This is a genomic window from Paenibacillus sp. J31R98, from assembly GCF_056269245.1.
Genome location: NZ_JBWDNO010000013.1, coordinates 38,201 through 56,542 on the forward strand (window position 1 = coordinate 38,201; position 18,342 = coordinate 56,542).

Annotated in this window: 22 protein-coding genes and 1 other annotated feature; of the genes, 1 reads left to right on the forward strand and 21 read right to left on the reverse strand. The window is 50.4% G+C overall.

Annotated elements, in window-relative coordinates:
* Nucleotides 1-328: 328 nt before the first annotated feature.
* The 18 genes from AC0YNX_RS29790 to AC0YNX_RS29875 all read right to left on the reverse strand — a co-directional run bounded on the left by AC0YNX_RS29790 (nt 329) and on the right by AC0YNX_RS29875 (nt 13,894).
* A complete protein-coding gene (locus AC0YNX_RS29790) occupies nt 329-931 on the reverse strand; it encodes a class I SAM-dependent methyltransferase (RefSeq protein ID WP_475819314.1) in 603 nt (200 codons plus the stop codon).
* Nucleotides 932-1,024: 93 nt separating this feature from the next.
* Entirely contained in the window at nt 1,025-1,384 is a 360-nt protein-coding gene (gene rplL, locus AC0YNX_RS29795; RefSeq protein ID WP_126011555.1) for a 50S ribosomal protein L7/L12, read from the reverse strand.
* A gap of 63 nt (nt 1,385-1,447) precedes the next feature.
* Nucleotides 1,448-1,945: a 50S ribosomal protein L10 gene (gene rplJ, locus AC0YNX_RS29800; RefSeq protein ID WP_475819315.1), complete on the reverse strand. Its 498-nt coding sequence runs from the start codon at nt 1,943-1,945 to the stop codon at nt 1,448-1,450.
* Between the two features lie 61 nt (nt 1,946-2,006).
* Nucleotides 2,007-2,168: a sequence feature (ribosomal protein L10 leader region), on the reverse strand.
* 16 nt (nt 2,169-2,184) lie between these two features.
* A complete protein-coding gene (rplA, locus tag AC0YNX_RS29805; RefSeq protein WP_475819316.1) occupies nt 2,185-2,877 on the reverse strand; it encodes a 50S ribosomal protein L1 in 693 nt (230 codons plus the stop codon).
* Between the two features lie 135 nt (nt 2,878-3,012).
* The gene (gene rplK, locus AC0YNX_RS29810; protein WP_090583195.1) at nt 3,013-3,438 is read right to left on the reverse strand and encodes a 50S ribosomal protein L11; all 426 of its coding nucleotides are present in this window, start codon (nt 3,436-3,438) and stop codon (nt 3,013-3,015) included.
* Between the two features lie 87 nt (nt 3,439-3,525).
* Complete coding sequence (gene nusG, locus AC0YNX_RS29815; RefSeq protein WP_126020004.1) at nt 3,526-4,059, reverse strand: transcription termination/antitermination protein NusG; 534 nt, start codon at nt 4,057-4,059, stop codon at nt 3,526-3,528.
* Nucleotides 4,060-4,091: 32 nt separating this feature from the next.
* Nucleotides 4,092-4,301: a preprotein translocase subunit SecE gene (gene secE / locus AC0YNX_RS29820; RefSeq protein ID WP_475819317.1), complete on the reverse strand. Its 210-nt coding sequence runs from the start codon at nt 4,299-4,301 to the stop codon at nt 4,092-4,094.
* Between the two features lie 20 nt (nt 4,302-4,321).
* A complete protein-coding gene (gene rpmG / locus AC0YNX_RS29825) occupies nt 4,322-4,471 on the reverse strand; it encodes a 50S ribosomal protein L33 (RefSeq protein ID WP_090583192.1) in 150 nt (49 codons plus the stop codon).
* A 327-nt stretch (nt 4,472-4,798) separates the two neighbouring features.
* On the reverse strand, nt 4,799-5,449 hold the full coding sequence (sigH, locus tag AC0YNX_RS29830; RefSeq protein ID WP_090583188.1) for an RNA polymerase sporulation sigma factor SigH: 651 nt from the start codon (nt 5,447-5,449) through the stop codon (nt 4,799-4,801).
* Nucleotides 5,450-5,742: 293 nt separating this feature from the next.
* Entirely contained in the window at nt 5,743-6,264 is a 522-nt protein-coding gene (locus tag AC0YNX_RS29835; protein ID WP_475819318.1) for an NYN domain-containing protein, read from the reverse strand.
* Nucleotides 6,265-6,268: 4 nt separating this feature from the next.
* Nucleotides 6,269-7,033 (reverse strand): 23S rRNA (guanosine(2251)-2'-O)-methyltransferase RlmB, encoded by a 765-nt coding sequence (gene rlmB, locus AC0YNX_RS29840; protein ID WP_475819319.1) that lies wholly within the window; start codon nt 7,031-7,033, stop codon nt 6,269-6,271.
* A gap of 34 nt (nt 7,034-7,067) precedes the next feature.
* Complete coding sequence (locus AC0YNX_RS29845) at nt 7,068-7,499, reverse strand: Mini-ribonuclease 3 (RefSeq protein ID WP_475819320.1); 432 nt, start codon at nt 7,497-7,499, stop codon at nt 7,068-7,070.
* The gene (gene cysS / locus AC0YNX_RS29850; protein ID WP_475819321.1) at nt 7,496-8,896 is read right to left on the reverse strand and encodes a cysteine--tRNA ligase; all 1,401 of its coding nucleotides are present in this window, start codon (nt 8,894-8,896) and stop codon (nt 7,496-7,498) included. The genes AC0YNX_RS29845 and cysS overlap by 4 nt, the downstream gene beginning before the upstream one ends.
* Nucleotides 8,877-9,554, reverse strand: coding sequence for a serine O-acetyltransferase (gene cysE / locus AC0YNX_RS29855; RefSeq protein WP_475819322.1), 678 nt, complete (start codon nt 9,552-9,554; stop codon nt 8,877-8,879). Before cysE ends, cysS begins: the two co-directional genes overlap by 20 nt.
* A 458-nt stretch (nt 9,555-10,012) precedes the next feature.
* Complete coding sequence (gltX, locus tag AC0YNX_RS29860; protein ID WP_475819338.1) at nt 10,013-11,470, reverse strand: glutamate--tRNA ligase; 1,458 nt, start codon at nt 11,468-11,470, stop codon at nt 10,013-10,015.
* A 41-nt stretch (nt 11,471-11,511) separates the two neighbouring features.
* Entirely contained in the window at nt 11,512-11,997 is a 486-nt protein-coding gene (ispF, locus tag AC0YNX_RS29865) for a 2-C-methyl-D-erythritol 2,4-cyclodiphosphate synthase (RefSeq protein ID WP_475819323.1), read from the reverse strand.
* A gap of 6 nt (nt 11,998-12,003) precedes the next feature.
* Complete coding sequence (ispD, locus tag AC0YNX_RS29870; RefSeq protein ID WP_475819339.1) at nt 12,004-12,717, reverse strand: 2-C-methyl-D-erythritol 4-phosphate cytidylyltransferase; 714 nt, start codon at nt 12,715-12,717, stop codon at nt 12,004-12,006.
* Between the two features lie 82 nt (nt 12,718-12,799).
* Nucleotides 12,800-13,894 carry a PIN/TRAM domain-containing protein gene (locus AC0YNX_RS29875; RefSeq protein ID WP_475819324.1) on the reverse strand — a complete coding sequence of 365 codons (1,095 nt, stop codon included), beginning with the start codon at nt 13,892-13,894 and terminating at the stop codon, nt 12,800-12,802.
* Between the two features lie 190 nt (nt 13,895-14,084).
* Here AC0YNX_RS29875 and AC0YNX_RS29880 point away from each other — a divergent pair, with 190 nt between their 5' ends.
* Nucleotides 14,085-14,480, forward strand: coding sequence for a DUF1573 domain-containing protein (locus AC0YNX_RS29880; protein ID WP_126011582.1), 396 nt, complete (start codon nt 14,085-14,087; stop codon nt 14,478-14,480).
* Nucleotides 14,481-14,561: 81 nt separating this feature from the next.
* Here the strand turns inward: AC0YNX_RS29880 and pssA are convergent, their stop codons facing one another.
* The 3 genes from pssA to radA all read right to left on the reverse strand — a co-directional run bounded on the left by pssA (nt 14,562) and on the right by radA (nt 17,934).
* Complete coding sequence (gene pssA / locus AC0YNX_RS29885; protein ID WP_475819325.1) at nt 14,562-15,314, reverse strand: CDP-diacylglycerol--serine O-phosphatidyltransferase; 753 nt, start codon at nt 15,312-15,314, stop codon at nt 14,562-14,564.
* A gap of 162 nt (nt 15,315-15,476) precedes the next feature.
* Complete coding sequence (disA, locus tag AC0YNX_RS29890) at nt 15,477-16,553, reverse strand: DNA integrity scanning diadenylate cyclase DisA (protein ID WP_475819326.1); 1,077 nt, start codon at nt 16,551-16,553, stop codon at nt 15,477-15,479.
* A gap of 13 nt (nt 16,554-16,566) precedes the next feature.
* Nucleotides 16,567-17,934, reverse strand: a complete 1,368-nt coding sequence (gene radA, locus AC0YNX_RS29895; protein ID WP_475819327.1) for a DNA repair protein RadA — start codon at nt 17,932-17,934, stop codon at nt 16,567-16,569.
* Nucleotides 17,935-18,342: the final 408 nt, after the last annotated feature.

The following is an 18,342-nucleotide window of genomic DNA, read 5'->3' on the forward strand; positions in this document are numbered from 1 at the left end:
GAAACCTCGAACGTTTATCACATTGTTAAAATCAGCTTTGCGCCTTTATGCAAAATACTGATTCAAATAAAGAAAAGCCCTTATCGAGAGTTCGAAAGAAGAGCATACCTCTGTCTGTCATACCTCTACAGCGCATAGGCCGCAAAAGTCTCATATCAAGTAATTTTGACCCAAAATGTAAACATTATACGTCATATGCGCGCATTCTATACGTTAAAATAGCGCTTGACATTTTAGTTCACTAAAGACATTGTGCCCATTTTAATACTGACATTTTATAATGATATCACATCAGAAAAGTCAAGTCAACAAAATGTTCATTTTTGTCCTAGTCTTCCATCACTGACTTAAATATACGATAACCCTTGTCTTTGGTAACCTCTTCAACATTGCCGAATATGGCTTCGAGCTTCGCTTCGGCAGATGGCGCACCTTGCTTCTTCTGAATAACAACCCACATCGCCCCGCCTGGAGCTAGCAGCTTCGCGCCTTCTTCAAAAATCCGGTGAACGACTTCTTTACCAGCACGAATCGGCGGATTCGTAATGATGGTATCGAAGATGCGGCCTTGCACGCTCTCATAGATATCGCTTTGCAGCGCAACAGCATTCGTTACGCCGTTCAGCTTCGCATTCTCATTCGCAAGCCCGATCGCGCGTTCGTTGATATCGATCATCGTCACTTTGCCGCTGCTTGCCAGCTTCGCCGCTGTAATGCCAATCGGCCCATAACCGCAGCCAACGTCCAGAACATTCGCCTGCTCTCCTAGCTCCAGTGCTTCAAGCAGCACTCTACTGCCATAATCAATGCCCGTCTTCGAGAACACGCCGGCGTCCGTCATGAATTTCAGCTTATAGCCGCGGATTTCCGTCTCTAGCTGATGGCGATCATGCTCCGTACCTGGTTTGCGCGTATAATAATGGTCCGCCACGAAAGCTGCCTCCTTCTACAAAACAGTCCTATAAATTAAGGAAACCCCTTGAAGCAAGAGCTCCAAGGGGTTCGCCCGCTATTAAGCGGATTATTACTTCACTTCTACGGAAGCGCCTGCTTCTTCAAGCTTAGCTTTAACAGCTTCAGCGTCTTCTTTGGAAACTCTTTCTTTTACTGCTTTAGGAGCGCCGTCAACAAGGTCTTTCGCTTCTTTCAGGCCAAGACCTGTGATTTCGCGAACTACTTTGATAACGTTGATTTTGGAAGCACCAGCGTTGTTCAAGATTACGTCGAACTCAGTTTGCTCTTCAACAGCAGCTACTGCGCCGCCTGCTGCTGCAACTGGAGCTGCAGCTGTTACGCCGAATTCTTCTTCGATTGCTTTAACCAGGTCGTTCAGTTCGAGTACGTTCATGCCTTTAATGGCTTCCAAGATTTGCTCTTTACTCATGAGATAAACCTCCAATAATTTGTTTTGTTTTTGTTGTTAAATTCCGGCTTACCGGAAAGGAAATTAAGCTTCTTGTTTCTCTGCAACAGCTTTAACCGCAAGGGCGAAGTTGCGCATTGGTGCTTGAAGCACGCTGAGGAGCATGGAGAGCAAACCTTCGCGGGAAGGCAGATCTGCCAATGCTTTAATTTCTTCTGCGTTGAATACTTGACCTGCAATAACGCCGCCTTTAAGTTTCAGTGCGTCGTTCTTCTTTGCGAAGTCAGCCAAGATTTTAGCAGGAGCAACAGCATCTTCTTTACTGAACGCGATTGCTGTAGGACCAGCAAGAGCGGCATCCAGCTCAGAAAGTTCTGCGTTAGCAGTTGCACGGCGAACCAAGGAGTTCTTCAATACTTGGAACTCAACGTTCGCTTCGCGCAATTGTTTACGAAGCTCAGTTACTTGAGCAACGTTAAGACCACGGTAGTCAGCAACAACTGTAGCGGAGCTCTCACGAAGTTTCGTTGTGATTTCTGCAACAGCAGCTTCTTTACCTTGAATGATTTTTGCGTTAGCCAAAATGTACACCTCCCGTTATGTTATCAACATCCCGATCGAACGAAAGCGGAGTCTTTCCCAGTCGGTGCATGAGAAAGGCCCCCGCAGACAGTGCGAAGGCCATGATGGTCCGTAAATCGCACCTGCCAAAGCAGGCAGCGAACAAACACGTTTATCATAACACCTCGGTAGGGAATTAAGCCGCGCAGGCACCTACTGTCTTCGGTATGCATATTCGAATTTCAAAGTTGCGTTTTCTCTTAGCGGAACGCAGCTGCGTTAACACGCGCGCCAGGACCCATTGTCGAGGAAACAGCAATGTTTTTCAGGTAAACCCCTTTAGCTGCAGCCGGCTTAGCACGGTTCAGCGCATCAATCAACGATTTCAAGTTTTCGTTCAGCTTCTCAGCATCGAACGATACTTTACCGATTGGCGCGTGGATTTGACCTGCACGGTCAAGACGGTATTCAATCTTACCAGCCTTGATCTCTTGAACGGCTTTCGTAACGTCAAACGTTACTGTACCCGCTTTAGGGTTAGGCATAAGGCCTTTACCACCGAGGATACGACCGAGTTTACCAACTTCAGCCATCATGTCCGGAGTTGCAACGCAAACGTCGAACTCGAACCAGCCTTGTTGGATTTTAGCGATTACGTCAGCGTCGCCAACATAATCTGCGCCTGCTGCTTCTGCTTCTTTAGCTTTGTCGCCTTTAGCAAAAACGAGTACGCGTTTTGTTTTACCAGTGCCGTGAGGAAGTACAACTACGCCACGAACAGCTTGGTCTTGTTTCTTAGGGTCTACACCCAGACGAACTGCTACTTCAACAGTTTCGTCAAATTTTGCAGTCGAAGCTTTCTTAACAAGCTCAATCGCTTCAAAAGCTTCGTAAGTTGCTTCGGAATCAATCAGCTTTGCAGCTTCAACATACTTTTTACCGTGTTTAGCCATTAAAATTCTCCTCCTTGTGTGGTAGTAGCGGAAATTACTCCATGCGAAATGGAGATCCTCCCACCTAAGCGGAAACTTAATTCCGCCCAGTCAGACAACGCCATCTGGCGTGTCCTGCTTGTTGCTTTTTGCGAATTAGTCTTCGATTACAACGCCCATGCTGCGCGCTGTACCTTCAACCATGCGCATTGCCGCTTCTACAGAAGCTGCGTTGAGGTCAGGCATTTTTTGCTCAGCGATCTCACGAACGACTGAACGTTTAACTGTAGCCACTTTTTTCTTGTTAGGCTCGCCGGAACCTTTAGCAATCTTAGCAGCAACGCGAAGAAGTACTGCAGCCGGTGGAGTCTTCGTTTCGAAAGTGAAAGAACGATCCTCGAATACTGTGATTACAACCGGGATAATAAGACCCGCTTGATCAGCTGTACGAGCATTGAACTCTTTACAGAACGCCATGATGTTAACGCCTGCTTGACCTAGTGCTGGACCGATCGGCGGAGCCGGGTTCGCTTTACCAGCTGGAACTTGCAGTTTAACCAACTTGATGACCTTTTTTGCCATGATGAACACCTCCTTGCCGTAATAATCACATGCTCGTACAAACAACTTATCGCCAAGTCGGCGATAGAGTCATTCGCAGCAGATTCATTAAACCTTCTCAACTTGACCGTAGTCAAGCTCAACCGGTGTTTCTCTACCGAACATGTTGACATGCACCTTCAGCTTGCTCTTGTCGAGTAGAATTTCTTCCACCGTTCCGACAAAATTAGCGAACGGCCCGACTTTAACACGTACCGTTTCCTTCAGATCGAATTCGATCTTCGGTTTAGGTTCTTCCATACCCATATGTTTCAAAATCTGCTCCACTTCATCAGGCAAAAGTGGGGTAGGTTTCGAACCTGAGCCAGTCGAACCGACAAATCCGGTTACGCCGGGAGTGTTGCGAACGACATACCAGGAATCATCCGTCTGAACCATTTCGACGAGGACATAACCAGGGTAAACTTTACGCATGACGGTCTTCTTCTTACCGTCCTTGTTTACTACCTCTTCCTCCATCGGTACAAGCACGCGGAAGATCTTGTCTTCCATGCCCATGGATTCAACACGTTTCTCCAAATTCGCTTTTACTTTGTTCTCATACCCTGAATAGGTGTGAACAACATACCATCTTTTCTCCATCGTTTCCATCACAAGCCACCCTTGGACCCTTCTTAAACAATCAGTTCAACCAATGCGGAAATCCCGATGTCAAGAACCCAGAAGTAAATTGTCACTGCTAAGATCGTAAAGAAAACTACGAGCGTATAGCTTGTCAATTCCTTGCGGCTTGGCCAGCGGACCTTCTTCAGTTCCGCGAAGCTGTCGGTTAAGAAGGAAAAAGTCGACCCGAAGCTCTGCTTCAGTTTAGCTAAAAATGCCACGTCCACACCTCCAAATTGACCTATCGAGTTTCGCGATGAGGAGTATGCTCGTTACAATACTTGCAAAACTTCTTCATCTCAATACGGTCAGGGTGATTCCGTTTGTTCTTGCTCGAAGCATAGTTTCTTTGTTTGCAGTTTGTGCAAGCCAACGTAATAATTACCCGCATTGCTGACACCTCCCGAACTTACCATAAATAAATAAAGTTTGATGCATTTATGTGAATCTAGCCTGATTCAGAACCCATAATAAAAAAAGACCTATTTAGGGCTACCAAAACACTTTATCACAAGCAATTTTCAGTGTCAACGGAAAACTGTTCCTTCACACTTCATATCACTTGCTTGCCGTTCACATAAGAGACGTAGACGACAGACCAAATAAGACGAACATTTCCATTTCCGCAATTGACAGTATTGTCAATGGAGCGGCACTTCAAACCACGAAATACCCTCCCATTAAAAAAAGAGCCTCGGCGGCTCCCTATTTAAATCGGTTAGCTTCCAATATCTCGCAGTTCGAGGTAACGCTCCAGCTTCCGCTTTACACGTTGCAGCGCGTTGTCAATGGACTTTACATGCCGGTCGAGATCGACGGCAATCTCTTGATAGGATCTCCCGTCAAGGTAAAGCATGAGGACTTTGCGCTCAAGATCGCTCAGAATCTCCGACATCTTATCTTCGAGACCGATAAATTCCTCTTGGTTAATAATCAATTCTTCCGGATCCGACACTCTAGTCCCGCAGATAACATCAAGCAACGTACGGTCAGAGTCCTCGTCATAGATTGGCTTATCGAGCGAAACATACGAATTAAGCGGGATGTGCTTCTGGCGCGTAGCGGTCTTAATCGCCGTAATAATCTGCCTTGTGATACACAACTCAGCAAACGCCTTAAAAGAAGCAAGCTTGTCCCCCTTGAAATCGCGAATCGCTTTATAAAGCCCAATCATACCTTCTTGGACAATATCCTCGCGGTCGGCCCCAATTAAGAAATAGGATCGCGCTTTAGCCCGGACAAAATTCTTATATTTGTTAATTAAATATTCAAGCGCTTCGCTGTCACCCTCGCGAACCGTTTCTACAATGTCTTCGTCCGTTCTGCAGTCATAGTCCAGCGTTTTCCATTCTCTGAGGTCGATGCTCACGAACAATCCCTCCGGCTCGAAAGGCGTACAATGCCCTTAACTATCAGTAGCATAATCTATATACCGGCGCGCATTTGTTAATCATATTAAGAGCATGCAGCAAACCTGGAAAAATCAATCTAGCACTAGTATCCACGATCAGAAACATAGACTCAGTATACATTATGTAACCTAATACAGTCAATGATAACGGCGCCTCGCGGCTGTTTATTATCTAGCAAATCTGGAATATCAAACCGAAATATTAAGGTTTCGTTAACTGGAATTTACTCCTTGGTTAAGCCAGCTTTACACTATAATTCGCCTCTGCGCATCTTTTCCAGCTTCATCCGGACATCCATCTTCAAGTTGCCGTCGAGTTCATTCCGCACGTTCGTCTTCTCTTCAACCTTATGTTGAATCGCTTTGCGGCTTTGCTTGATCTCAGTCAGCAGCTCCCTGGCGGATTTACGAAGAGCGCCTTTGCCGAATATGACATGCTGCTCAATCATATCTGATGTAGCAACATGAATATGACGGCTTCGCAGCGCCATATCCGATGCAAGCCGCTCAATGCAAGCATCGGCTGTTTCCTTCTCCTTGGTAAAAACGACTGTCAGCCTGCGCTGCTTGAAGGTTTTGCCGATGCCTGGAACTTGATGCGCGTCAAACACGACGATGACCGTCATGCCGGTAAACCCTTGATAATCAGCGAGCATTTCCAGCAGCCGGTCTCGCGCATCCTCGAAGTCCTTGTCCCGCAGCGCGGCAAGCTCCGGCCAGGCGCCGATCATATTGTACCCGTCGACAAGCAGCACATCGTCCCGCCGCTTCACCCTGCTACCTTGCTAGGCGCTGACGCAACACTTCGTACATAAGCACTCCCGCAGCGACGGAAGCATTGAGCGAATTGAGCTGTCCATTCATCGGCAGCTTGATGAGGAAATCACACTTATCGCGAATCAAGCGACCGATGCCTTTCGCCTCGTTGCCGATGACGATGGCAAGGGGCATATCGAACTTCGTCGAAGATGCGTACACATCTTGCTTCGCGCCGACATCCGCTCCTGCCACCCAGATACCCGCTTCCTTCAACTTATCAATTGTTTGCGCCATATTCGTAATGCGCGCAACGGGAATGTATTCAACTGCACCGGCCGATGTCTTGGACACCGTTGCTGTCAATGACGCCGAGCGTCGTTTCGGAATAATAACGCCGTGAACCCCCGTACATTCCGCCGTCCGCAGAATAGAACCAAGGTTGTGCGGATCTTCGATCTCATCCAGCAGCAGGAAGAACGGCAGCTCGCCACTTTCTTTCGCCTTTGCAAGCAACTCATCTACCTCGTAATAGCGGTGTGCCGCCGCTTGTGCGACAACGCCTTGATGCGGAACGCCTTCGACCATCTGGTCCAGTTTGCGTTTATCGACCACCTGAACGATGATCCCAGCCTTCTTCGCTTCCATCATGATCGGCTGCGCGTTCTTCTGCGCTTGCTCCGCAATCCAGATCTTATTGATTTCGCGACCGGAGCGCAGCGCCTCCATAACCGGATGTTTCCCTGCAATCCACTCTTGTGATTCTTCTTGTGTGCTTGTGTCCATGCTGAACCTCCTCTTCTGATGCATGTAGTGATGTTTACTCGAACGCGATCGCCATTAATTCGCGGATACGCGCAATTTGTTTCCCGTAATAAAGATAGCCAATCAAGCACTCCAGCGCTGTCGCCTGCTGATAATGCGCCGGGTCGGCGTTCTTCGGCGCCGTACCCGACTTGGCATTGCGTCCCCGGCGCACGATATCCGCCTCGGCTTCCGTCAAGTGCGGCTGCCACTTCTCCAGCAGCATGCACTGGGCCTTCGCCGAGACAAACTGCGTTGCCTGCCGATGGAGATGGTTCGGCTTATGATTCGGCAAAGAAATCAAATATTGCCGGACGAGCACTTCAAACACAGCGTCTCCGATATAAGCAAGAACAATCGGATTTAGCAGGTTGATCGGCTTCGTTGGCATATGAAACAACAGACTTTCTGCTGCGATATCATCAATATTCGTCCGTTCGTTCATCATTTGCGCCGCCAACGGATGCCTTGCGCCGTATCTTCCAGAACGATGCCAAGCGAGGACAATTGGTCACGGATCTCGTCGGCCCGCTTCCAATCCTTATTCGTCCGAGCTTCGGTCCGCTGTACGATAAGCGCATCGATATCCGCATCCAGCAGTTCATCTTCCGTATCGAGCAGACCGAGGACGCGGTTGAACGCCTCAAATGCTTCAAGCAGCAAGTGAATTGCGGCTTCAGACACGACCGGACGCTGCAGATACAGGTTCGACTCGCTGACCAAATCGAACAATGCCGTAATCCCATCAGGCGTGTTGAAGTCGTCGTCCATCTTCGCATTAAACTGCGCTTTGATCTCGCCAATGCGCGCTTCCAATGCTGGAACCGATTCATCCGCTTCGCTGACTGCGACAGACAAGCGATGCTTCAGGTTCGTAACGGAGTTCACGATCCGCTCTACACTATTCTCCGCTTGCGCAATCGTCTCATCGCTGAAATTCAGCGGACTTCTATAGTGCGCGGAGAGCATGAAGTAACGAATAACCGCCGGCTTGATTCGCGTCAAAATCTCTTGCACCGTAATGCCGTTGCTGAGCGACTTGGACATTTTCTCATTGTTGATGTTGATGAAGCCGTTGTGCATCCAGTAATTCGCCAGCGGCTTGCCGGTCAGTGCCTCGGACTGCGCAATCTCGCACTCGTGATGCGGGAACTGCAAGTCATGGCCACCGCCGTGAATGTCGAGCGTATCGCCGAGATATTTCCGTGCCATTGCCGAGCACTCAATATGCCAGCCCGGACGGCCTGCGCCCCACGGACTATCCCATTTGATCTCGCCTGGCTTCGCAGCCTTCCACAATACAAAGTCTTGACCGCTTTCTTTGCGTTCATCCACGCCGATGCGGATACCGAGCTGCAGCTCTTCCAAGTTCTGATGCGACAGCTTGCCGTAATCAGCAAATGTGCTCGTGCGGTAGTAAACATCTCCACCGCTCTCATATGCGTGGCCGCGATCAACAAGCTCAGCAATGAACGTGATAATCTCTTCAATGTGCTCCGTAACGCGCGGATTCAGCGAAGCCTTATTGATACGAAGGCCTTCAATGTTCTTCTTGAATGCCTCAATGAACCGTTCCGCTACCTCCGGCACCGTCGTACCGAGCTGTTCTGCCTTACGAATAAGCTTATCGTCGACATCTGTAAAGTTCACGACATACGTAACCTCGTAGCCAATCGACTCCAAGTAGCGACGCACCACATCGAAGAAGATCGCGGGACGCGCGTTGCCGATATGGATATAATCGTACACGGTCGGTCCGCATACATACATCTTCACTTTGCCCGGCTCAAGGGGGGTGAAGACCTCTTTTTCCCGTGACAGGGTATTATAAATTCGCAGGCTCATTTTCTCGTTTCTCCTCACGCGCTTTACGTTTCTCTTGCTCAAGCTCAAACCGCAGCTCCGACACTTCCTTCTGCATCGCCCGAAGCATCTCAATAACAGGATCCGGCAGCTGCGTATGATCTAACCGATCGCTGACACGCGCGCCATTGCGCTTCACAATTCGTCCCGGAATGCCGACTACTGTGCTGTTCGGCGGCACTTCTCGCAGAACGACAGAATTGGCGCCTATATTCACATTGTCTCCAACCTTGAAGGAGCCTAGAACTTTCGCCCCCGAAGCAATAACGACATTGTTGCCGATTGTTGGATGCCGCTTGCCCTTCTCCTTGCCCGTACCACCAAGCGTTACGCCTTGATAGATAACGACGTTGTCGCCGATCTCGCACGTCTCTCCGATGACGATACCCATCCCATGGTCAATAAAGAGTCTCGATCCAATGGTCGCGCCTGGATGAATCTCAATGCCTGTGAAGAACCGGCTCGTCTGTGAAATAAGGCGGGCAATTGTGAACCAATTGCGCTTGTAGAATGCATGAGCTATACGGTGTGCCCAGATTGCATGAAGGCCAGAGTACGTAAAGATAACCTCCAGCTTATTCCGGGCGGCTGGATCATTCTCAAGAATCGTTTCTATGTCGGTTGTGAAATTTCGAAACATGGCCGGGTCCCCCTCCTCTCAGGCATGGAAAACAAAAAGCCTCCGCAGCCAATTGGCTGCAGAGGCGTGTAAACGCGGTTCCACTCTGCATCGAATACGAATGCTGGTACTCCATGTACACAGACACGTTCTTCGTCTCAATAGTCCGTAACGAGGACCAAACGTCACCACCTACCCTGCCGATAATGAATAACGACAGTTCAGAGGCGCGGCTCCCAGGCGCAATGTCTATTCCGAGGAATGAGCAACTCCCAGCCATCAAGCCGTATCCGAACCACATCTAACATGTTCCGGCTCCGTTTGAAGGTCGCCCTCTCTGACAATTCCTGATTGAAATAAACGATCCTGTTCCAAGCCTTATGCGTGTGTGTCAGACTGACAGAAATTAAAGTACCTCAAGTATAGCTTAGCGCCCGTAAACTGGCAAGTAGGGCAAACGCCCAGAACCCGCTTCCTGCCTAAGCTAAACGGCCTTGCAGACGCTGCTCAACCTTCGCCTTGCCAAGCAATACGATGGACTGATTCAAGTCCGGTCCGTGCGTCTGACCGGTCAGCGCGGCGCGGATTGGCATGAACAGCTGCTTGCCCTTGAAGCCGGTCGATTGTTGAACCGCCTTAATAGCTGCTTTGATGCTATCTACATCGAAAGCTTCGATTGCCTGTACCTGCTCCAGGAATGCCTGTAGCACAACCGGCACTTGCTCCTCGGCAAGAACGGTCACCGCTTCTTCCTCATCGGATGCTTCCTCGCTGAAGAACAGCTCGGTTAACGGTACGATATCCGCAGCGGAGCGCAGCTTATCTTGATAAAGCGCAACCAGATCGCTCACCCATGCGCGGTCTTCTGCATTCAGCTCAGAAGGCAGGCGGCCAGCTCCCTGCAGATGCGGCACGCACAGATCAACAATGCGAGGCAGCTCAGTCTTCTTGATGTATTCATTGTTCATCCAGGCTAGCTTGTTCGTGTCGAACACGGCTGGGCTCTTGCTGAGACGACTCGCGTTGAACACATGAACCAGTTCCTCACGCGTGAAGATCTCCTGCTCACCTTCCGGCGACCAACCAAGAAGCGTAATGAAGTTAAACATGGCTTCCGGCAGGTAGCCAAGCTTATCATATTGTTCAATGAACTGGATGATCGACTCATCGCGTTTGCTGAGCTTCTTACGGGACTCGTTCACAATCAGCGTCATGTGTCCGAATACCGGCGGCTCCCAGCTGAACGCTTCATAGATCATGAGCTGGCGCGGCGTATTGGAGATATGGTCTTCTCCGCGAAGCACATGGCTAATCGCCATAAGGTGATCATCAAGAGCAACTGCGAAGTTATAGGTCGGAATGCCATCCTTCTTCACGATAACGAAGTCGCCGATGCCATCCGATTCAAAGCTGATTTGACCTTTCACGAGGTCGTTGAACGTATACGTCTTGTCTTCCGGCACACGGAAACGAATGCTCGGAATACGGCCTTCCGCTTCGAACGCAGCACGCTGCTCATCCGTCAGGCTGCGGTGCTTGCCGGAATAACGCGGCATTTCACCGCGTGCCGTCTGCTCTTCGCGCTCCTGCTCCAGCTCTTCTTCCGTGCAGTAGCACTTGTAAGCAAGACCTTTATCGAGCAGCTCTTGCCAATATTCCTTATAAATATCAAGGCGCTCCGTCTGGCGGTACGGACCATAGCCCCCACCGATATCCACGCTCTCATCCCAGTCGATGCCGAGCCACTTGAGGTAAGTCAGCTGACTCTCTTCGCCGCCCGCCACGTTGCGTTTCACGTCTGTATCTTCAATTCGAATGATGAATTTGCCGCCTAAGTTGCGTGCAAACAAATAATTAAATAAGGCCGTTCTGGCATTGCCGATATGCAAATGTCCCGTCGGTGACGGCGCATACCGCACTCTGATTGGTTGTGACATCATGCCCAAGCTCCTTCCGTCAATCTAATCGTATTGCAGAATCATAGCACAACTTTTACAAGGCAGACAACAGACTGTGCGGCAATCCCTTCGCCGCGTCCCGTAAAGCCGAGCCACTCGGTTGTCGTTGCTTTGACATTCACTTGGGAGCTATCTTCCGCTTCCAGTACGCCTGCAATAATCTCGACCATTTGCGGAATATGCGGGGCCATCTTCGGCTTCTGCGCAATAATCGTTGCATCGACATTGCCGAGCTTGTAGCCCCGTTCCTTCACGAGCTTCCAGATATGCTGCAGCAGCTTCAAGCTGTCTGCGTCTTTAAACGCCGGATCTGTATCCGGAAAATGTTTGCCGATATCGCCGAGCCCGAGCGCGCCGAGCACCGCATCGCTAATCGCATGCAGCAGCACGTCCGCATCAGAATGGCCAAGAAGCCCCTTCTCATATGGAATCGTTACGCCGCCGATAATGCAAGGACGATCCTCCACCAGTTGATGCACATCAAAGCCTTGTCCTACTCGAATCATTTCTCTCTATCCCCTCTCCCGCTCCCGGCTAGCCAGCAGAAACTCTGCATACGGCAAATCCTCAGGCGTTGTAATCTTAATATTCGTATAATCCCCTTCAGCGACGGATACTTGAACGCCGAGACGCTCGACTGCCATCGCATCGTCCGTGCCTAGAAACTGATCGCGCTCCGCTTGCGCAAGCGCCTGCTGCAGCAAGGAACGACGAAAAGCTTGCGGCGTTTGGATCGCCCACAAGCTTCGCCGTTCCGGCGTCGCGGTAATGACGCCGGTCTCATTCACTTGCTTAATTGTATCTTTCACGGGCACAGCCAGCACGGCCGCTTCCGTCTCTTCCGCCTTTGCCATACATCTGCGCACGGCCTCTGCCGTCACGAGCGGACGAACTCCATCATGGACCATCACCCATTCGATATGGGCGCCGAGTGCCTGTATGCCAATCGCTACGGAATGCTGACGTTCGCTGCCGCCGGCAAGCACCGATTTTACTTTATGCAGCCCATATTCCAAGACGAACTGCTCGCAGAGCGCTATATCTTCCTTGCCCACAACGAGCGTGACTTCGGCAATATCATCCATCGCTTGGAATCGTTCAAGGGTATGTACAAGGATCGGCTTGTCCTGCAAGAGCAAATATTGTTTGCTCTGCGCCGTGCCCATTCTCGTACCGCGGCCTGCCGCCACAACGACGACTCCCCATTTTGCACCTGCTGCTTCCATGCCCTTCAACCGCCCTCGCGTATATAGGTTCGTTCGAGCTACAAGCGGATTGCCCAAGTAGCCTATCCCCTATCATACCGCTTTAGAGAGCTTTTTCCAACAGCTTCGGCTTCGCGAAAATCATCCGGCCCGCAGACGTTTGCAGCACGCTCGTCACGAGCACCTCCATCGTCGTTCCGATGTAATCCCGTCCGCCTTCGACGACAATCATCGTGCCGTCATCCAGATAGGCGACACCTTGTCCATGCTCTTTGCCGTCTTTGATCACCTGCACGACGATCTCTTCACCTGGAAGAACGACCGGCTTCACGGCATTCGCAAGATCATTAATATTGAGGACGGATACGCCTTGCAGCTCGCACACCTTATTCAAGTTGAAGTCGTTCGTCACCACTTTGCCGTGCAGCACCTTCGCCAGCTTCACCAGCTTGCTGTCGACCTCGCCCTCTTCCGCTTCACCTTCATAGATGAGGACCTTCACATCGAGCTCTTTCTGGATTTTGTTGAGGATATCCAGACCTCTGCGGCCCCGGTTACGCTTAAGCAAATCCGACGAATCCGCAATATGCTGCAGCTCTTCAAGCACGAACTCCGGAATAACCAGCGTGCCCTCAATGAATCCCGTCTTGCAGATATCAGCGATTCTGCCGTCGATAATGACGCTCGTATCGAGAATTTTATGCTCCTCGTAGCTGCTGTCTTCTTCTACCCGCATCTGCGCGCTCGGACGCTCGGACAGTGTTTTGAACATCGATGCCAATTCGCCTTGTTTGCTAAGTCCTACTCGCATACCGATATACCCAAGAAGAATTGTCAGTGCGATCGGAACAAAGATACCCGCACCGGTCAAGCCCGAAAGTGCCGGATAAATAAGGGCTGATAACGCCAGACCGCCAAGCAGACCGCCGCCGCCAGACAACAGCTCGCCTGTCGGCATCTCCGAAGCCCGCTCCGCCCCTTGCTGCATCCACCTCAAGATTGGACCTGCCAGAACCGTTGCTGCCGCAAAGCCGCAAATCGCGCCGATGCCCACGTTCATGTAGTAGCTGCCTGAATGCTGCATAATACCATTTGTTGATTCCATAAAGCTCATGCTCCCGTTCAAAGAGCTATACATTTGAGCGCCTAGAAATCCGCCGAACAATAAACCCATTAGCTGAATCATTCGCTTCATCATATAAATCCACCTCCATTAACAATTATGTGCCAATTATTGTCACGTTAATCGCCCGTCATCCCAATCCATTAGAATTTATTAACTTAGCCCATAAATCGGACAAAATCGCATAAATCAGTTTTGAAAAGAGAGCCGGGGAGGCTTATAATAAAAGTAAAGCAATCCCAATCCTGAAATGAGGTGGTACCCGATGAACGCACCAACATTGGAGCAGTTTCAGCAGCAAGTTTCGGAGCTGCTGCTGCGGCATCGCAGCTTGCTGGACGTCATGTCAAAGTACGGTCAATCCGGCACTTCCGTGAATCGCGCGGTAGCAAAGGCCGTTACAGAATGCGGATGTATTGAATTAAACGCGCGGAAGCAACAATTTGCAGACGACTTTAATCTCGAGCAGGCCAAGACCAAACTTCACCATCACATTTCAGGCGATCTGTGCGAGCATTGCAAGGAAGCCATTCAGAACGAGCTTGGACGCAATATGTTCTATATGTCCGCCATGTGCAATCTACTCGATATTCAGCTTGCCGACGTTATTGACCGGGAATCTGATAAATGCAGCACGCTTGGGTTATTTAACTTAACGTAACTTATCCCCATAACAAAAACCGCCTCGTCGATCCGGTTACGGATTGACAAGGCGGTCTTTTTTTGAGCAAAAGCACTTGAATTATGCGCTATGCTCGCTATGAACAGCTTCCTCTTGAAGCTGATTTTCCAACATTCTCTTCCGTTTCCGGCTGGGGAGACGGCGATCAACGTTTTTTTTTAAGCCGTAGAGTGCGTATAGCACCAACGGGATGAAAATGATCTTCGATAGATGGTGCGGGAACAGAATCCCAAGCACAACAGCAACTGCTACGACAATCGGCACAACCCAGATGGCATTCCTCGGAATACCTACCTTCTTGAAGTTCGGATAACGGACTGTGCTTACCATCAAGAACGAAAGGACAAGCGTTGTAATCATAAGTACGGGAACGGATATATCCTTGTGGAAAAGAGCAAGTGTCGCAAGCACTCCGCCTGCTGCCGGAATCGGCAAGCCGATGAAGTAACCCGGCATCCCTGAGATGACATTGAATCTTGCGAGCCGCAGTGCTCCGCAGATCGGGAACAGTGCTGTAATAATCCAAGCCGGAGCTGGATTAAGCTCTTGGAAAGCTACGCTGTACATGATGAAAGCTGGTGCAACCCCGAAGGAAATGACATCGGACAAGGAATCAAGTTCTTTGCCGAATTCACTTTGGGCGTTTAGCGCACGCGCGACCCGACCATCAACGCCATCCATCAGCATCGCGATAATGACCATCATCGCAGCTACTTCAGGCTTTGCGTTATCAGGAAATATAAGAATGATGGCGACAATGCCTAGAAATAAATTCGCCACGGTAAAAAGACTCGGTATTGACTTCGTGATCATTTGCTCCACCTCATCTTTACTATGCCCCAAAACCGCAATTTGCAGTATCGTCGGCAAACTGAGAAAAAAACTTCCTGCGAGGTTTTTGAAGGATGCATAAAACGGTTCAACTGTCAGTGATACCCAAGTCTGGTCCGTCTGCATTCCCTCATTGTATGAGATTTAGATTTGTCTGTCAATGAACATCTGCTCTTGGATCCGTTTGAGCCCTTCCTTAATCGCACGCGCCCTCACTTCGCCAATCCCATCCACAGAGTCGAGTTCCTCAATCGTCGCCATCAAAATATGCGGCAGGGAACCGAACCGCTCAACCAGATTGTTCATAATGACCGCTGGCAGCCGCGGAATCCGGCTCAGCAAACGATAACCGCGCGGCGCAACCATCTCTTCGGAGGCAGCGCTGAAGCCGCTATAGCCAAGCAGCTTAATGATCTGCGGCAGCTCGAGCAATTCTTCGGAGCTAAGCTTGCGAATGCTTGCGCGAATTTCGCGAATGCGATCTTCATGCGGATCTTTCACATAGTCTTTGAGCAGGAACCATGCTTCATCCTCCACGCCGCCGACAAGCTCTTCCATCTGCATCGCGATCAGACGGCCTTCGGTGCCAAGCTCATTCACATACCGCTTGATTTCCGTCTTTACGCGGATGACCATCTCGACCCGCTTAATGACATGCGCCACTTCCTGCAGTGTGACCATTTCTTCAAATTCCAGGGCAGACAAGTTCGTAAACGACTGATTGAGCACCACTTTGTATTTCTCAAGCGTCTGTATCGCCTGGTTCGCTTTCGTTAAGATAACGCCCATTTCCTTCAGCGAATATCTGAACTGGCCTTGATACAGCGTAATGACATTCCGCCGCTGGGAGATCGATACGACGAGCTTGCCGGTCTGCTTGGCGACCCGCTCCGCGGTCCGGTGACGAATCCCCGTCTCGCTGGACGAAATGGAACTGTCCGGAATGAGCTGTGTATTGGCATACAAGATACGCTTACGGTCCTCGCTAAGAATAATCGCGCCGTCCATTTTGGCGAGCTCGTATAAATAGTTTGGGGAAAAGTCGCAGTTAATGGAGAATCCGCCGTCAACGACCTCCATTACCTCCGGGCTGTAGCCGACTACGATCAACGCTCCGGTCTTCGCTCGCAGCACGTTATCGAGCCCTTCCCGGAATGCCATGCCGGGAGCGACCATCTGGAGCAGTTGATTTATGAAATCTGTTTGGTTCGTCTCTTTCATCCATTTCCCCCCTCTACCCGAATGCTGCGGACAGCGCCTGCGCGACCGTCTCTACACCGATGATTTCTATGCCTTTCGGCGGAGTCCAGCCTTTCAAGCTCTTGCTTGGCATAATGACTCGTTTGAAGCCTAGCTTCTGTGCTTCTTTCACACGCTGCTCCGCACGGGATACGCCCCGCACTTCACCCGTAAGCCCGATTTCACCAAAAAATACGTCATACGGTCTTGTCGGCGCGTCGCGGAAGCTTGATGCAATGCTGACCGCTGCAGCGAGATCGACCGCCGGTTCATCGAGCCTTATACCGCCGGCAACGTTTAAGTAAGCATCTTGCGTCTGCAGGAACATCCCCATCCGCTTCTCCAGCACCGCCACAATAAGCGTCATCCGATTATGGTCAATCCCGGTTGCCATTCGCCGAGGCGATGGGAAGTTCGTTGTAGCGACTAGCGCCTGAAGCTCTACGAGCACAGGCCTTGTACCCTCCATAGCTGCGACAACGGTAGATCCGGATACGCCAAGCGGACGTTCGGACAAGAATAGCTCGGACGGATTATTGACCTCCCGCAGCCCTTCTTCCCCCATTTCGAAGATTCCGATCTCGTTCGTGGAACCGAACCGATTCTTAACGGCCCTAAGCAACCGGTACGTGTGATGACGCTCTCCCTCGAAATAGAGCACGCAGTCCACCATATGCTCCAGCATACGAGGACCGGCGATTGCCCCTTCCTTCGTGACATGGCCGACAAGCACGGTTGCAATGCCTTTAATCTTCGCGACGCGCATGAAGTGAGCAGTACACTCCCTTACTTGCGAGACGCTGCCCGGCGCAGATTGCACATTCGGGTCGTACACCGTCTGAATCGAGTCGATGACCAGAAAATCCGGCTGGACGGATTCAATCGCATCGTTGATCTGCTCCATGTTCGTTTCGCACAGTACGTACAGCTTGTCGGTAAGCGCTCCGAGGCGATCTGCCCGCAGGCGAGTCTGCCGAACCGATTCCTCACCAGAGATATAAAGGACCGTCAAATTCTTCGAAGCAAGCGCATGCGAGGTTTGAAGCAGCAACGTTGATTTGCCGATACCAGGGTCTCCGCCTACAAGAATGAGCGAACCCGGTACGACACCACCGCCCAGTACGCGATTAAGCTCCTGATTGGTTGTCTCAATCCGTTTTTCCTGACCACTTTCTATATGTATGATGGAACGCGGCTTTTCTTTCGTCTGAATGATCGCAGAGCCCATTCCTTGTGTCTTGACGACCGTTTCCTTCTCTTCCACCATCGTATTCCATTGTCCGCAGCCCGGACATTTGCCCATCCACTTCGGTGATTCTGTGCCGCATTCCGTACATGCGAACTTGGTTTTAAGTTTTGCCATCAGCGGCTCCTTATGCATTTGAGGTATCATTCAAAGTTTACCATTTACCACCTGAGGAAGCCACCCCAATGAGCCTTAAAATCGTTTAAACGTGATGCCACACTTAAAAACTAAGGCTACCATTTCCTAAATCTAATGCCACCCCCTAAATCCCCCTCGCCAGGGGGACCCCAAGGGGTTACCACCCCTCTGGACTCCCGGAAGGTGGAACGTTTGAGATACAGAGAAGCGCTCGCGAGAGACTTTTGGTGCCGAAATTCGTACGATTGGCGTTATCTTGATACCTGTTGTCCCTACGGGACACATGATAACGTGGACCGCTATAGAGACGCTATAGAGTTGGTAAGTGCAGATGCTCGCTTTCGTCCCTTTGGGACACGCTTAACGTTCGGAGCAATACATAAGGAA

Coding starts and splice junctions, on each gene's coding strand:
- pssA (WP_475819325.1), bottom strand. CDS start 15,314: ATGATCACGAAGTCAATACCGAGTCTTTTTACCGTGGCGAATTTATTT.
- nusG (WP_126020004.1), bottom strand. CDS start 4,059: ATGGAGAAAAGATGGTATGTTGTTCACACCTATTCAGGGTATGAGAAC.
- radA (WP_475819327.1), bottom strand. CDS start 17,934: ATGGCAAAACTTAAAACCAAGTTCGCATGTACGGAATGCGGCACAGAA.
- AC0YNX_RS29880 (WP_126011582.1), top strand. CDS start 14,085: ATGAACGCACCAACATTGGAGCAGTTTCAGCAGCAAGTTTCGGAGCTG.
- rpmG (WP_090583192.1), bottom strand. CDS start 4,471: ATGCGGGTAATTATTACGTTGGCTTGCACAAACTGCAAACAAAGAAAC.
- ispD (WP_475819339.1), bottom strand. CDS start 12,717: ATGGAAGCAGCAGGTGCAAAATGGGGAGTCGTCGTTGTGGCGGCAGGC.
- rplA (WP_475819316.1), bottom strand. CDS start 2,877: ATGGCTAAACACGGTAAAAAGTATGTTGAAGCTGCAAAGCTGATTGAT.
- ispF (WP_475819323.1), bottom strand. CDS start 11,997: ATGATTCGAGTAGGACAAGGCTTTGATGTGCATCAACTGGTGGAGGAT.
- AC0YNX_RS29845 (WP_475819320.1), bottom strand. CDS start 7,499: ATGATGAACGAACGGACGAATATTGATGATATCGCAGCAGAAAGTCTG.
- disA (WP_475819326.1), bottom strand. CDS start 16,553: ATGAAAGAGACGAACCAAACAGATTTCATAAATCAACTGCTCCAGATG.
- rplL (WP_126011555.1), bottom strand. CDS start 1,384: ATGAGTAAAGAGCAAATCTTGGAAGCCATTAAAGGCATGAACGTACTC.
- AC0YNX_RS29875 (WP_475819324.1), bottom strand. CDS start 13,894: ATGATGAAGCGAATGATTCAGCTAATGGGTTTATTGTTCGGCGGATTT.
- rplK (WP_090583195.1), bottom strand. CDS start 3,438: ATGGCAAAAAAGGTCATCAAGTTGGTTAAACTGCAAGTTCCAGCTGGT.
- cysS (WP_475819321.1), bottom strand. CDS start 8,896: ATGAGCCTGCGAATTTATAATACCCTGTCACGGGAAAAAGAGGTCTTC.
- cysE (WP_475819322.1), bottom strand. CDS start 9,554: ATGTTTCGAAATTTCACAACCGACATAGAAACGATTCTTGAGAATGAT.
- rlmB (WP_475819319.1), bottom strand. CDS start 7,033: ATGGACACAAGCACACAAGAAGAATCACAAGAGTGGATTGCAGGGAAA.
- gltX (WP_475819338.1), bottom strand. CDS start 11,470: ATGTCACAACCAATCAGAGTGCGGTATGCGCCGTCACCGACGGGACAT.